The sequence below is a fragment of the Streptomyces pseudovenezuelae genome (assembly GCF_029892565.1).
GTDB classification, from domain to species: Bacteria; Actinomycetota; Actinomycetes; order Streptomycetales; family Streptomycetaceae; genus Streptomyces; species Streptomyces pseudovenezuelae_A.
The window spans coordinates 215846-229768 of sequence record NZ_JARXVH010000005.1; the positions used below are offsets into that span (position 1 = coordinate 215846).

Here is a 13923-nt window from a genome sequence, read left to right on the forward strand (position 1 = left end):
GAACCAGTGCACCCGAACGCCGGTGCCGATCACCCAAGTGGCGGTCGACACCGGCGTGTTGCGCTGCTGACGGATCAGCCGACCAGGTTGTCGGCCATCTCCTCGGTGATGCTCGACTCCGTGCCCGGGACGCCCAGGTCGGAGGCGCGCTTGTCGGCCATCGCGAGCAGCCGGCGGATCCGGCCGGCCACCGCGTCCTTGGTCAGCGGCGGGTCGGCGAGCGCACCCAGCTCCTCCAGGGAGGCCTGCTTGTGGTCCATGCGCAGCCGGCCCGCGGCGGCGAGGTGCTCGGGGACGTCGTCCGCGAGGATCTCCAGGGCGCGCTGGACACGTGCGCCGGCGGCGACGGCGGCCCGGGCGGAGCGGCGCAGGTTGGCGTCGTCGAAGTTGGCGAGCCGGTTCGCCGTGGCCCGCACCTCTCGGCGCATCCGGCGCTCCTCCCAGGCCAGCACCGACTCGTGCGCGCCGAGGCGGGTGAGCAGGGCGCCGATCGCGTCGCCGTCACGGACCACCACGCGGTCCACGCCGCGTACCTCACGGGCCTTCGCGGCGATCGACAGCCGGCGGGCGGCGCCGACCAGGGCGAGCGCGGCCTCGGGACCGGGGCAGGTCACCTCCAGGGAGGAGGAGCGGCCGGGCTCGGTGAGCGAGCCGTGCGCCAGGAAGGCGCCGCGCCAGGCCGCCTCCGCGTCGCAGGTGGCCCCCGAGACCACCTGCGGGGGCAGACCGCGGATCGGCCGGCCACGGCCGTCCACCAGGCCGGTCTGACGGGCCAGCTGGTCCCCGCCGGCGACCACCCGCACCACGTACCGCGAACCGCGGCGCAGTCCACCGGGTGCCATCACGATCAGCTCGGAGCTGTGGCCGAAGATCTCCAGGATGTCCCGCTTGAGGCGCCGGGCCGCCATCGCGGTGTCCAGCTCCGCCTCGATCACGATGCGCCCGCTGACCAGGTGAAGGCCGCCGGCGAACCGCAGAATCGCGGAGACCTCCGCCTTTCTGCAGCAGGTCCGGGTGACGGGGAGCCGGGAGATCTCATCCTTCACCGCTGCCGTCATCGCCATGGGCCGATCCTTCCATGCATCCGAAAAATACGGTCGTACGCGGCTGCCAGCAGCTCCGGGTCGTGCCTCGGAGTTCCGTCGCTCCGGGCCACCGGAGCCAGCTCGACCGCGGCTCCGAGCCGCTTGGCGGCCTCGGTGAGCACATCACGATCGGGCACGGCGGCCTCGTCGGCCAGCACCACGTCCAGGGCGAGTTTAGGGGCGTGTCGTCCCAAAACCTCCAAATGACGCTGCGGGGAGAAGCCGTCGGTTTCTCCGGGCTGCGGCGCGAGGTTCAGCGAGAGCACCCGGCGTGCCTTCGTCTGGATGAGCGCGTCGAGCAGTTCCGGCACCAGCAGGTGCGGGATAACCGAGGAGAACCAGGAGCCGGGACCGAGCACCACCCAGTCGGCGTCGAGGACCGCCTCGACGGCCTCGGGGACGGCCGGCGGGTCGTGCGGCACGACGTGCACGGACTGCACCTCGCCGGTGGTGAGCGCCACGGTCGCCTGGCCGCGGACCGTGTCGATGTCCTCGGGCCGGTCCGGGTCGTGGCCCTTGACCAGGGCCTGCAGCTCCAGGGGCACGGCGGACATGGGCAGCACGCGCCCGTGCGCCCCGAGCAGCTTGCCGACCAGGTCGAGGGCCTGGACGTGGTCGCCGAGCTGCTCCCACAGTGCGACGATCAGCAGATTGCCGACCGCGTGTTCGTGCAGGTCGCCCTTGGAGTGGAAGCGGTGCTGGATGACGCGGGCCCAGGTCTGGCCCCAGTCGTCGTCGCCGCACAGCGCGGCGAGGGCCTTGCGCAGGTCCCCGGGGGGCAGCACGCCCAGTTCGTCGCGCAGGCGTCCGCTGGAGCCGCCGTCGTCGGCCACGGTGACGACGGCGGTGAGGTCGCCGGTGATCCGGCGCAGTGCGGTGAGCGAGGCGGACAGGCCCATGCCGCCGCCGAGGGCGACGACCTTGGGCTGGGCGCCGCGGCGGCGCGGTTTGCCGCCACGGGCCTCGACCGGCCGGGTCGTGCGCCCCTCGGGCATCGCCCGGCGCAGCATGCTCAGCCGCGGACTACGTCCTGTCATTCCCGTCCCATGTCCCGGTGCACGACCACCGTCTCCACGCCCTCGGCCACCAGGCGCGCGGCGAGCTTCTCCGCGGTGGCGACCGAGCGGTGCTTGCCGCCGGTGCAGCCGATCGCGATGGTCACGTACCGCTTACCCTCGCGGCGGTAGCCGGCGGCGATGAGCCGCAGCAGTTCGGCGTAGCGGTCGAGGAACTCCTTGGCGCCGGGCTGGTTGAAGACGTACGCCGAGACCTCCTCGTTGAGGCCGTTGAAGGGGCGCAGCTCTGGGATCCAGTGCGGGTTGGGCAGGAAGCGCATGTCGGCGACCAGGTCGGCGTCGACCGGGAGGCCGTACTTGAAGCCGAAGGACATGACGGTGGCCCGCAGCTCGGGCTCCTCGTCGCCGGCGAACTGGGCGTCCATCTTGGCGCGCAACTCGTGCACGTTGAGGCTGGAGGTGTCGATCACCAGGTCGGCGTCGCCGCGCAGTTCGCGCAGCAGCTCGCGCTCGGCGGCGATGCCGTCGACGATGCGGCCGTCGCCCTGGAGGGGGTGGGGGCGGCGCACCGACTCGAAGCGGCGGACCAGGGCGTCGTCGGAGGACTCCAGGAAGACGATCCGGCGGGTGACGCCCCGGCTGTCGAGGTCGGCGAGGGACTCTCGCAGGTTGTCGAAGAAGCGGCGGCCGCGGACGTCGACGACGACCGCGATCCGTGCCACGTTGCCCTGCGAGCGGGCGCCGAGCTCCACCATGGTGGGGATCAGCGCCGGTGGCAGGTTGTCCACGACGAACCAGCCGAGGTCCTCCAGACACTTCGCGGCCGTGGACCGTCCTGCCCCGGACATGCCGGAGATGATCACCAGCTCGGGGATGGCCGCGTCCGCGGGCGCGGTCGTCTCGCCGGTCGTGCCCGTACTCACCTGTGCTCCGTCTCCGCCTTGGTCGTGTTGCTCGTCCTGCTCATCGTTCTTGTTCACACTCATGTCTCCTGCCCCCGTCGTTCGTCCGGGGCGCCCGTCGTCACGGGCTGCCCGCCGGAACCCATGGTGTCCGGTTCCTCTTCCATGATCTCTCCAGTCGCCGTGTTCACAGCGGGTGCGGCCGGGGCCGCCTGGGCGAGTGCCACGGCGATGGTCTCGGCCGTCTTGCGGCCTATGCCGGGCACCTCGCAGATCTGGTCGATGGTGGCGGATCGAAGTTTCTTCAGCGAACCGAAATGCTTAAGAAGAGCCTGCTTGCGTGCGTCTCCGAGACCGGGCACATCGTCCAGAGGGCTCGAACGGAAACGCTTGGCCCGTTTGGAGCGCTGGTAGGTGATCGCGAAGCGGTGCGCCTCGTCACGGACGCGTTGCAGCAGGTAGAGGCCCTCGCTGCTGCGGGGCAGCACCACCGGGTCGTCGTCGTCCGGGAGCCAGACCTCCTCCAGGCGCTTGGCGAGCCCACACACCGCGACATCGTCGATGCCGAGCTCGTCAAGGGCCTTCTTGGCCGCCGCCACCTGCGGCTGACCGCCGTCGACGACGACGAGCTGGGGCGGGTAGGCGAAGCGCTTGGGGCGGCCGTCCTCCTCGGTGAGGGTGTCCTCGCCGTCCGCCCACTCGCCGGTCTTCTCCTTGTCGGCGAGGTAGCGCCGGAAGCGGCGGGTGATCACCTCGTGCATGGAGCGGACGTCGTCCTGGCCCTCGAAGCCCTTGATCTGGAAGCGGCGGTACTCGCTCTTGCGCTGCAGGCCGTCCTCGAAGACGACCATGGAGGCCACCACGTCGTCGCCCTGAAGGTGCGAGATGTCGTAGCACTCGATCCTCAGCGGGGCGCTGACCAGGTCGAGGGCCTCGGCGATCTCCTCCAGGGCGCGCGAGCGCGTGGTGAGGTCGGAGGCGCGCTTGGTCTTGTGCAGAGCGAGCGCCTGCTGGGCGTTGCGCTCCACGGTCTCCATCAGGGACTTCTTGTCGCCGCGCTGCGGGATGCGCAGCGACACGATCGACCCGCGGCGCTCGGTGAGCCACTCCTGGACGGGCTCGACCGGGTCGGGCAGGGCCGGCACGAGCACCTCCTTGGGGACCGAGTCGCCCTTCTCCTCGCCGTAGAGCTGCTGGAGGGCGTGCTCGACGAGGCCGGCGGTGGTGACCTCCTCGACCTTGTCGGTGACCCAGCCGCGCTGGCCGCGCACGCGTCCGCCGCGCACGTGGAAGATCTGGACGGCCGCCTCCAGCTCGTCCTCGGCGACCGCGATCAGGTCGGCGTCGGTCGCGTCCGCGAGCACGACCGCGCTCTTCTCCATGGCTTTCTTCAGGGCCCCGATGTCGTCGCGCAGGCGGGCCGCCCGCTCGTACTCCATCTCCTCGGCCGCCGCCGTCATCTGCTTCTCGAGGCGGCGCAGGTACGTGCCCGTGCGCCCGGCCATGAAGTCGCAGAACTCCTCGGCCAGTTCGCGGTGCTCCTCCTCGGAGACGCGGCCGACGCAGGGGGCGGAGCACTTGCCGATGTAGCCGAGCAGGCAGGGGCGGCCGGTGCGGGTGGCGTTCTTGAAGACGCCGGCCGAGCAGGTGCGGACGGGGAAGACGCGCAGCAGGAGGTCGACGGTGTCGCGGATCGCCCACGCGTGTCCGTAGGGCCCGAAGTACCGGACGCCCTTGCGCTTCTGGCCGCGCATCACCTGCACGCGCGGGTACTCCTCGTTCATCGTCACCGCGAGGTAGGGGTAGCTCTTGTCGTCGCGGTACTTGACGTTGAACCGGGGGTCGTACTCCTTGATCCAGGAGTACTCCAGCTGGAGGGCCTCGACCTCCGTGGACACCACCGTCCACTCCACGGACGCGGCCGTGGTGACCATCGTCCGGGTGCGCGGGTGCAGGTTCGTCAGGTCCTGGAAGTAGTTCGCCAGGCGCTGGCGCAGGCTCTTCGCCTTTCCGACGTAGATCACCCGGCGGTGCTCGTCACGGAACCTGTACACCCCGGGAGAGTCCGGGATCTCACCCGGCCTGGGGCGGTAGCTGGAGGGATCGGCCATGTCTCACACCCTACTGGCGAGCGCTGACACCGCGACGAGCCTGTGGACAACCCCAGGCAGGTCTAGCGGGACTCGAGGAACGTGAGAACGGCCAGGACACGGCGGTGGTCGTCGGTGTCCTCCTGGAGGCTGAGCTTGCCCAGGATGCTGCGGACGTGCTTCTCGACGGTGCCCTCGGTGACCCACAGGCGGCGGCCGATGCCGGCGTTGGAGCGGCCCTCGGCCATCAGCGCCAGGACCTCGCGCTCACGGGCGCTCAGGTGGGAGAGCGGATCGTCGCGGCGCTGGGCGGAGAACAGCTCCTGCACCAGGGAGGGGTCGACGACCGAGCCGCCCCGGTTGATCCGCTCCAGGGCCTCGATGAACTCGTCGACGACGGTGACGCGGCTCTTGAGCAGATAGCCGACCTTCTGGCCGCTCGCCAGCAGCTCCAGGGCGTCCTCCACCTCGGCGAACGCGGACAGGACGAGGATGCCGGTGTCGGGGTGGCGCTCTCGGATCGTGCGGGCCGCCTTCAGACCCTCGGTGGAGTGGTCCGGCGGCATCCTGATGTCGACGATCGCCAGGTCGGGGTGCTCGGCGGCGACCAGCTCCAGGAGCCGGACCGCATCACCCGCCTGGCCCACCACTTCGTATCCGACCCGCTCGCACAGGCTGGCGAGTCCCTCCCGGAGCAGTACGTCGTCGTCGGCGAGGACGACCCGTCCCCGCGCGGGCTGTTGCGATGCGGCGTCCATGGTCCCGGCTCCCCGCTCCCCTTGCCCCACCGATGCGGTGCGCCCAACAGCCTGCCCGACCGGCGGGGTTCCGGCTAGCGGGAAGCGGGATTGGAGGCCTGCCGTGACGACATGGGGCCGTTCGCGAGCGATTCTCGTAGCAGTTCAGACGCAAGCGGACCGGCCGGTTCGGGCAGAGCCCGCAGCCGGCGGGTCGTGGATCGAAGGGCTGCGGGAGATGCGGCGGACGCGGATCGAGAAACGACGGCGGTCGGTCCGCGTCCGCCGGTACTCGCCCGACACGCACGCGTGGAGCGACCTTTCGGACCTCAGGGACCTCAGGGATCCCAGGGATCCCAGGGATCCCGACATCGTGCGCGCCAAGCGGCCTCGGCCTGAGCAGCCCGCGCGGCCCGTACGGCCTGCGCGGCCGGAAGAATAGGCGGCTTCGACCGCCCCCAGAGCCGGACGGACGCCTCTCCGTCCGAAGGACCGCCCGGACGTACGCAACGTCACCGAGTCGCAGGCTCCCCCGTCCTCGACGACTCCCCTTCGCGTACGGCCGGGCGGTCACGCGTGCGTGGCCGGTCAGGCCAGCGGCAGCCGTACGGTCATGGTGGTGCCCTCTCCCGGCGGGCTGGCGACGTCCAGCTTGCCGCCGATCGCCTCGACCCGGTCGACGAGCCCGATCAGACCGGAGCCGCGGCCGAGTTCGGCGCCGCCCACACCGTCGTCACGGATGGTCAGCTCCAGGAAGTCGTCGCGGATCTCCGCCGCGACCTCCACCACGCTCGCGTGCGCGTGCTTGGCCGCGTTGGTGAGGCACTCGGAGGTGACGTAGTAGGCGGCCACCTCCAGCTGCTCCGGCAGGCGCTCGGTGGGCAGTCGGAGGTCGAGTTCCACCGGCACCGCGGAGCGGCGGGCCAGGGAGCGCAGGGCGGGGCCCAGGCCGCCCTTGGACAGGATGGCGGGGTGGATGCCGCGGGCCACCTGGAGCAGGTCCTGGAAGGCGTCGTCGAGGCCCTTGCCCACGTGGGCGATCTGCTGGGCGAGTTCGCAGGACCGGTCGGTGATCATGGACTCGGCCAGCCGAAGGTCCAGTTGGAGGGCGACGAGCCGCTGCTGGACGCCGTCGTGCAGGTCGCGCTCGATGCGGCGCCGGGAGGCGTCCCCGGCGGCCACCACACGCGCGCGTGAGGCCGTCAACTGGGCGCGGCTGTCGGCGTTGGCGACCGCGGTGGCGATCAGTTCGGTGAAGTCGGCCAGCCGCGACTCGGTCCCGCCGGGCAGCGGCTCCAGCAGCGAGGACGCGACGACGACGCCCCACAGCCGGCCGTCCACGACGATCGGCGCCCCCACCGAGCGGCCCACGCGGGCGGCGGTCCTGGTGCGGGCCACCTCACGTGCCGCCGCCTCGCTCTCGGCGCTCCCGCTCCCGGCCCCCGGCGCGGGAACGCGCGCGGCGCCGAGGACCGTGAGGGCGCCGTCGGGCTCGTAGCGCAGCACGGCCGCGCCGCCGACGCTCAGCAGGTCTCCCACCTCGTCGGCCACGGCCCCGAACACGCTGTCCGGCGGCTCGCCGTGCGCCACGCGCGTGGCGACCCGGCGCAGTGCGCTCTGTTCCCGGGCGGTGCGGCGGCTCTCGGTGACGTCGCGGGCGGCGGCGTAGACGAGGCCCTCCTCGGGGACCGGCCGGGCGCTCCACTGCAGCCAGCACTCGGTGCCGTCCTCGCGCAGGTAGCGGTTCTCGAACTCGGCGAGTTCGACGCCGCCGGCCAGCCGGTCGAGGGCCACGCGCGTGGTGTGCCGGTCCTCCCGGTGGACGAACTCGATGGACGGCTTGGCCAGCAGTTCCTCCCCCGAGTAGCCGAGGGTGCGTTCGAAGGCCGGGTTGACGCGCTTGAAGTAGCCGTCGACTCCCGTGATGCACAGCAGGTCGGGCGAGAGGTTGAAGATGCCCTCCAGCTCCCGCTCGGCCTTCCTGCGTCGGCCGTGCGCCGCCGCGAAGGACGCCATGGTGCCGTTCATGCCGCCCAGGAGCTGGGCCCAGGTGCCGTCGAAGGAGAGGACGTCGGCGCGGTGTTCGAGCCGGTTGTCGTCGATCGCCGTGTTCATGGACCGGATCTCGGCCGCCAACTTCTCGGTGGTGACCCGCAGTTCGCGGAAGGTGTCGGCGACGTCGCCGAGTTCGTCGCGCCCGGCGTAGCGGATGTCGTACGACAGATCGCCGGACGACAGGGCCCGCGCGCCGGCCGAGACCTCGCCGAGCGGCCGGGTGATCGAGCGTCGCAGGGCCAGCGCGAGGACGGTGACGACGGCCAGGACGGCGAGGGAGACGGCGAGGTCGCGCACCGAGCGGACGCGGGCGCTGCTCAGGTCGTTGGCGGCCGTGCCGGCGAGTTCGTGTGCGGCCCGGTCCTGGATGCCGCGCAGCGCGTCGATCCGGTCCTTGGAGTCCGCCAGCCAGAGGCTGTACGACGGCCACGCAGTGGCCTTCGGGTCGGGCGCGGCGAGCAGGTCGCGCACCTTTCGCACGGCCCTGCCGGGGGCCTGGAACTGGGTGATGTACAGCTCGGCCCGCAGCTGGTCGGAGGTTTTCTGCCGGAACTCCCCCAGCTGGGCCTCCTCCAGGGCGGGCCAGCGTCCCGTGGCGGTGGGGCGCCGCCCGGACGGCGCGTCGAGCAGGACGGCGATCTCGGCCTGCTCCCGTTCGGCGGCCTCGATGGCTCCCAGGATCGCGATGTGCGCGTCGGCGGCCTGGCCCGAAGCCCTGGTGGGGCGCCCGGACTCCAAGGTGCCGACGGTGTCGAGGAGTTCGTCCTCGATGCCCTGGTACTCCTGCGCGATCGCGCGGGCGGTGAGCGAGCCGGTGCCCGTCTGCACCCGTACCGCGTGCAGTCGGCGGCTGACGGCGTCGAGCCGGCCCGCGACATCGGCCTCCGGCCAGGAGACGGCCCGGCCGGCGGCCCGCGTCAGGGCACGGCCGGTGGCCCGCTCGGCCACGGACCGTCCGGCCACGGTGCCCGGTGCGGGGCGCAACCGGGCCTCCACGGCGGCGATCCGCTCCCCCGCGACGGCGTCGGACACCGCGGTGGTCGCGAACGACACCTCGGTCGCCGTGTGGAACCGCCCCAGCATCCGCGCCTCCTCCCACTGCGCGACCGCGCTGAACGCGGTGAACGCCAACAGCCCGGTCACCGGCAGCAGTACGAGCAGCATCAGCTTGCTGCCGACGCGGAGACGGGAGAGGAAAGGGGGGCGGTCGGGGCCGAGTCGGGGGTGGGGCGGGGGGCGGTCGCGACGGAAGCGGGTGCGCAGCCAGGCGCGGAGGCGGGCCGCGCCGGCGAAACGGGCGGCGAGGGCGACGCGCGCGAGCGGGGCGCCTGGGCCCAGGGCGACGTCGGCCGGGGAACCCGGTCGCCCCTGCGGCGTACCCCTTCGACTGTTCGGTCTGCCGGACCCGGAGCGCTGCATGGCCGGGCCTCAGCGGCCGGTGGGCGGGTAGTACTGGTGGTCGGCCAGGTCCTTGTCGATGGCCGCGACCGCCCGGTCGAGCGTGGGCCTGACCGGCGCCCGGTCGAGGACGATCTTCGCGAAGGCGCGGGAGAACGCGTCGGTGACCGCCCCGTAGGCGGGAGTTCGCGGGCGGGGCCGGGCCGTGCCGTTCTGCAACTGATCGATGTAGAGGCGCTCCGGACCGGTCCCGCGGAACTGCGCGGTGCGCTCGATCGCCGTTCGGGTCGCCGGAATCGCGCCGTTGACGTCCGTCATGCGCACCACCTCGTCGGGGCTCAACAGGAAGGCCAGGAACCGCCAGACGGCGTCCGGGTCGACGCTGGTCGAGGGGACGCCCCACTGCCAGGAACCCATCCCGGTGACGGTGCCGTCCCCGAAGTCGGGCAGCGGAACGATCGTCATGTCGCCCGGGAACGCCTTGGCGTACTCGCGCCATCTCCAGTGCCCCGACCAGGAGATGGGGCTGCGGCCCGCGGCGAACGCCTTGTCGTCCCCGCCGGGGTCGACGAGCCCCGACTCGACCCACTTCTGCAGGATGGTGAGCGCCCGGACGGAGTCGGCGCCGTTGAGATAGCCGTCGGCCGTGCGGTGGTTCTTCGCATCGATGAGGTCACCTCCCGCCGACCAGACCGCGGGAGCGAACCCGTACGTGTTCCACTCGGCGCCCGGCGTCGAGTACCGGAGCCCGAGGTCGAGCGGCGCCTCGTACCCCTCCTCGCGGAGTTTCCCCAGGATGCCCGTGAACTCGTCGGCGGTCCAGGCGTCCGCGGTGCCCTCGGGGACCCGGATGCCGGCCTTCTTCAGCACGGACGGCCTTACGTACAGGCCGAGTCCGGAGTCGAAGGTTCCGATGCCCCACAACCGGCCCGCGTACGTGCCCTGTTGGAGGATCGAGGGCAGCAGGTCGGCCCGCAGGGCGTCGGGCAGGCAGGAGCCGAGCGGCCGGAGCCGGCCGACCCAGGCGTACCCGAGGAGCTTCGGGGCGTCGAAGTCGAGCAGGTCCGGCAGGTCACCGCCGGCCGCGGCGGCGCGCACCTCGGTGTCGTAGTCGCCGTCCGGAAGGGTCATGAGGTTGACCGTGACGTCGTGCTGGGAGGCGTTGAACCGCCGTACCTGTGCCCGCAGGGTCGTCAACTCTCCCTGTGCCGTGGGCGAGTGGTACCAGACGGTGATCTGCGAGGTGCCCTTGATCCGGCCGTCGCAGGTCCTGTCGGTGCCCGGCTTCGCGGACCCCTTGCCGCCGCCGTCCGCGCCGTCTCCCGTGCAGCCCGCCACGATCAGGGCGGCGGTCAGCAGGAACGCCGTCGCCGCGCGGGCGTCGGCCGCGCGGGGCCGCCGGGGCGTGGCGCCGCGGGTCATGGCCCCTGCTGCGGATAGCCGTCGTGGGCCGCCAGGTCCTTGTCGATGGCCACGACCGCCTGGTCGAGGGCGGCCTTGACGGGTGCCCGGTCGAGCATGATCTTCGCGAAGGCGTCGGAGAACGCCTTGGTGATCGCGGGATAGGCGGGTGTCTGCGGCCGCGGTCGCGCGACGCCGTCCCGCAGTTGCTCGATGAACAGGTGCTCGCCGCCGCCCGTGTCGTACTTCGGCGTGAGTTTCACGGCGCTGTTCGTGGCGGGGATCCCGCCGTTGGCCACGCTCATCCGGCGGATCTGCTCCGGCTTCAGCAGATACGTGAGGAAGCGCCAGACGGCGTCCCCGTCGGTGGTCCCGGCGGTGACGCCCCACTGGTAGGACCCCATCCCGGTGACGGTCCCCTGACCGAAGTCGGGCAGCGGCACGATCGCCACGTCCCCCGGGAACACCTTCGTGTACTCGGGATAACGCCAGTGCCCGCTCCAGGAGATGACGCTGCGCCCCTTGTCGAAGGCCTTCTCGTCCTTGTCCGCGTCGATGTACCCCGACTCGGCCCAGCTCTGCATGACGGTCAACGCCCGTACGGAAGCAGGGCTGTTGAGGAAGCCCTCGGCAGTCGAGTAGGTCTGCGGATCGATCAGATCACCGCCCGCCGACCATACGGCGGGAGCGAAGCCGTACGTGTTCCACTCCTCGCCGGGCTTCACGTACAGCAGCCCCACATCGAGCGGCGTCCGGTAGCCCTGCTTGCGGAGTCTGGCGAGGATGCCCGTCAGCTCGTCGGCGGTCCAGGCGTCCGCGGTGCCCCGAGGGATGCGGATACCGGCCTTCTTCAGCACCGACGGCCGTACGTACAGCCCCATCCCGGAGTCGAAGGTGCCGATGCCCCACAACCGGCCTGCGTACGTGCCCTGTCGGCGGATCGAGGGCAGCAGATCCTCGCGCAGGCTCTCCGGCACGCAGGAGTCGATCGGCTTCAACTTGCCCGACCAGGCGTAGCTGTAGAGGTTGGGGCCGTCGAAGTCGAGCAGGTCAGGCAGGTCGCCGCTGGAGGCGGCGGAGTCGACCAGGTCGGTGTAGGGCCGGTTCTCGGGCAGGTTCACGAGTTCGACCCGTACCTGCCGCTGCGCCTTGTTGAACTCCTTGACCTGCTCCTGCAGCGTGTCGACCTCGCCGGACGGACCCGAGTGGAACCACACCGTGACATGCGCGGTCCCGTCGATCCGGCCGTCGCACGTCGTGTCCCCGCGCCCCCGGTCGGCCTTGGAGTCGTCGCTCCCACCACCACAACCGGCCAGTAACAAGGCGCCCGCCAACAGCCCCGAGGTCAGGGCGCGACGGCTCCGACGGATTCCCACACTGCTCGGCGACGCACTCATCGCGCACCCCCACTCGACCGGACACCACGGCCTCCCCAGGGCGCCTCCATGCTACCGGCCGTGATGTGGCGCTGCGCTGCGTAAACGCGAACCCGCTTGTTCGGCAAAGGACTTCAGCACATTCCAGGTGACCGGTAACCCCGCTCGCCAAGTTCTTCCGGCTAGCCGGAAAGCGCAACCAGCATCCGATTGGCACGCTGTCTGCATGTCCATGCGCTGTCTCCTCGTAGATGACAGCATCCGGTTTCTGGAAGCCGCGCGCACTCTGCTGGAGCGCGACGGAATACCCGTCGTGGGCATGGCCTCGACGGGTGCGGAGGCTCTCGCGCGTGCTGCGGAGCTGGCTCCCGACATCGTCCTGGTGGATCTCGACCTCGACGGCGAGAACGGACTCGACGTGGCGGCGGCCCTCTCCCGCAGCGTCTCCTCCGTGATCATCCTGATCTCCACCCACGCCCTGGAGGACTTCCAGGAGCTCGTGGCGGCCAGTTCGGCCCGCGGCTTCCTGCACAAGTCCCGCCTGTCCGCGCAGGCCATCCGGGAGGTGCTGGACGACGACGGGGCCGACGGACCGACTTGAGACCACTGATCGCGTCTCGGCCAGGAGTGTGTCGCGGTTGAGCCTCAGGTGTTGTCGGGACTTGGTCAACACGCTTCAATGCGGGGGAACTCGGGGCCTCGAACGACGGCGTACGGATGTGAAGACGCGCCCCGACGCCGTCGGCACGGCCCCCGACCACCAGCGTGAACCGGTCTGACCAGCCGAAGTGAGCTTTCACAGAAAGGCCCTCTGCATGCCGCACGCCACACAGCACGCGGACGTCGCCGCCGTCGCCACCGCGGAACTGGACTCGGCCCTGCGGGGCGGCCCCTTCCACGTCGCGCTGCGCGCAGCGATCGCCGCCCGCGGACTGCCGCTGCAGCGGGTGCAGCACCATCTGTCGCGCTACGGGGTCAAGGTCGGTGTCACGAGCCTGAGTTACTGGCAGCAGGGCGCCCGGCGCCCGCAGCGCCCCGAGTCGCTGCGCGCGGTACGGGCGCTGGAGGAGATCCTCCAACTGCCCGAGGAGTCCCTGATCCGGCTGCTCGCCGAGCCCGACGAACCCACCTGCGACCAGCGCCCGGCCGCCCGCACCTACCGCTCCCTGGTGGCGGCCTCCGGTGTCCTGGACCGGCTGCTGGCCGAGCTGAACCTGCCACCGGACGGCGGGCTGCACACCCTCGGCCACCACGAACGGGTACGCATAGGAGCGCACCGCGAACTGGCGGGGCGCGAGTCGCACCACATCGTGCGCGCCCACAAGAACGGCGTCGACCGCTTCGTGGCCGTCCACCACGGCGACCCGGGGTGCGTGCCGGAACGGATGCGGGTACACGCGCTGGAGAACTGCCGCACGGGACGCGTGCGCGTGCACCACGAAACCGGCGTGCTCGTGGCCGAGCTGCTCTTCGACACCCGGCTGAGAGCCGGCGACACCTTCCTCTTCCGCTACGGCGTCGACGACGGCACGGCCGGTGTGTGCCGCGAGTTCGTGCGCGGGTTCGGCCCCGCGGGCGGCCAGTACGCGCTCCAGGTGTGCTTCGACGAGCAGGTGCTGCCGACCCGCTGCCACCGCTTCGCCCAGCACTCGGCTGCGGCCCCGCGCAGCGGCCGCCAGGAGCTGCACCTCAGCGGCCTGCACCACTCGGTCCACCTCGTCGAGCCGCGGGTGCGGACGGGGATCGTGGGGATCGGGTGGGACTGGGAGTAGGGCATCGGGTGGGGCTGGGAGTGGTCCTTCGCGGGCTCCGGCCCGTTCCGAGGTCGGCGTAAACGCTTACGTAAGCGTTTACGTCGGCCGC

Annotated in this window: 10 protein-coding genes; 2 read left to right on the forward strand and 8 right to left on the reverse strand. The window is 71.6% G+C overall.

Annotated elements, in window-relative coordinates; translation table 11 throughout:
* Window positions 1-74: 74 nt before the first annotated feature.
* From whiA to M2283_RS17500, 8 genes are all read right to left on the reverse strand, one after another.
* The gene (gene whiA, locus M2283_RS17465; RefSeq protein WP_280877175.1) at window positions 75-1064 is read right to left on the reverse strand and encodes a DNA-binding protein WhiA; all 990 of its coding nucleotides are present in this window, start codon (window positions 1062-1064) and stop codon (window positions 75-77) included.
* Window positions 1055-2122 (reverse strand): gluconeogenesis factor YvcK family protein, encoded by a 1068-nt coding sequence (locus M2283_RS17470; protein WP_280877176.1) that lies wholly within the window; start codon window positions 2120-2122, stop codon window positions 1055-1057. The genes whiA and M2283_RS17470 overlap by 10 nt, the downstream gene beginning before the upstream one ends.
* Window positions 2119-3087 carry an RNase adapter RapZ gene (gene rapZ, locus M2283_RS17475; protein ID WP_280877177.1) on the reverse strand — a complete coding sequence of 323 codons (969 nt, stop codon included), beginning with the start codon at window positions 3085-3087 and terminating at the stop codon, window positions 2119-2121. Before rapZ ends, M2283_RS17470 begins: the two co-directional genes overlap by 4 nt.
* Window positions 3084-5114: an excinuclease ABC subunit UvrC gene (gene uvrC, locus M2283_RS17480; RefSeq protein WP_280877178.1), complete on the reverse strand. Its 2031-nt coding sequence runs from the start codon at window positions 5112-5114 to the stop codon at window positions 3084-3086. The genes rapZ and uvrC overlap by 4 nt, the downstream gene beginning before the upstream one ends.
* Window positions 5115-5176: 62 nt before the next feature.
* Window positions 5177-5851, reverse strand: coding sequence for a response regulator transcription factor (locus M2283_RS17485; RefSeq protein WP_280877179.1), 675 nt, complete (start codon window positions 5849-5851; stop codon window positions 5177-5179).
* Window positions 5852-6418: 567 nt separating this feature from the next.
* Window positions 6419-9049 carry a PAS domain S-box protein gene (locus M2283_RS17490; protein ID WP_280877633.1) on the reverse strand — a complete coding sequence of 877 codons (2631 nt, stop codon included), beginning with the start codon at window positions 9047-9049 and terminating at the stop codon, window positions 6419-6421.
* Window positions 9050-9313: 264 nt separating this feature from the next.
* Window positions 9314-10705, reverse strand: a complete 1392-nt coding sequence (locus tag M2283_RS17495) for an ABC transporter substrate-binding protein (RefSeq protein ID WP_280877180.1) — start codon at window positions 10703-10705, stop codon at window positions 9314-9316.
* A complete protein-coding gene (locus M2283_RS17500; protein WP_280877181.1) occupies window positions 10702-12081 on the reverse strand; it encodes an ABC transporter substrate-binding protein in 1380 nt (459 codons plus the stop codon). Before M2283_RS17500 ends, M2283_RS17495 begins: the two co-directional genes overlap by 4 nt.
* 205 nt (window positions 12082-12286) lie before the next feature.
* Between M2283_RS17500 and M2283_RS17505 the strand changes: the two genes are divergently transcribed.
* Window positions 12287-12661 carry a response regulator gene (locus M2283_RS17505; RefSeq protein WP_280877182.1) on the forward strand — a complete coding sequence of 125 codons (375 nt, stop codon included), beginning with the start codon at window positions 12287-12289 and terminating at the stop codon, window positions 12659-12661.
* 214 nt (window positions 12662-12875) lie between these two features.
* A complete protein-coding gene (locus tag M2283_RS17510) occupies window positions 12876-13832 on the forward strand; it encodes a hypothetical protein (RefSeq protein WP_280877183.1) in 957 nt (318 codons plus the stop codon).
* Window positions 13833-13923: the final 91 nt, after the last annotated feature.

What these genes read in the sequence shown, in the direction of transcription:
- whiA (WP_280877175.1), bottom strand. Translation starts at nt 1,064, where the DNA reads ATGGCGATGACGGCAGCGGTGAAGGATGAGATCTCCCGGCTCCCCGTC.
- M2283_RS17470 (WP_280877176.1), bottom strand. Translation starts at nt 2,122, where the DNA reads ATGACAGGACGTAGTCCGCGGCTGAGCATGCTGCGCCGGGCGATGCCC.
- rapZ (WP_280877177.1), bottom strand. Translation starts at nt 3,087, where the DNA reads ATGAGTGTGAACAAGAACGATGAGCAGGACGAGCAACACGACCAAGGC.
- uvrC (WP_280877178.1), bottom strand. Translation starts at nt 5,114, where the DNA reads ATGGCCGATCCCTCCAGCTACCGCCCCAGGCCGGGTGAGATCCCGGAC.
- M2283_RS17485 (WP_280877179.1), bottom strand. Translation starts at nt 5,851, where the DNA reads ATGGACGCCGCATCGCAACAGCCCGCGCGGGGACGGGTCGTCCTCGCC.
- M2283_RS17490 (WP_280877633.1), bottom strand. Translation starts at nt 9,049, where the DNA reads ATGCTGCTCGTACTGCTGCCGGTGACCGGGCTGTTGGCGTTCACCGCG.
- M2283_RS17495 (WP_280877180.1), bottom strand. Translation starts at nt 10,705, where the DNA reads ATGACCCGCGGCGCCACGCCCCGGCGGCCCCGCGCGGCCGACGCCCGC.
- M2283_RS17500 (WP_280877181.1), bottom strand. Translation starts at nt 12,081, where the DNA reads ATGAGTGCGTCGCCGAGCAGTGTGGGAATCCGTCGGAGCCGTCGCGCC.
- M2283_RS17505 (WP_280877182.1), top strand. Translation starts at nt 12,287, where the DNA reads ATGTCCATGCGCTGTCTCCTCGTAGATGACAGCATCCGGTTTCTGGAA.
- M2283_RS17510 (WP_280877183.1), top strand. Translation starts at nt 12,876, where the DNA reads ATGCCGCACGCCACACAGCACGCGGACGTCGCCGCCGTCGCCACCGCG.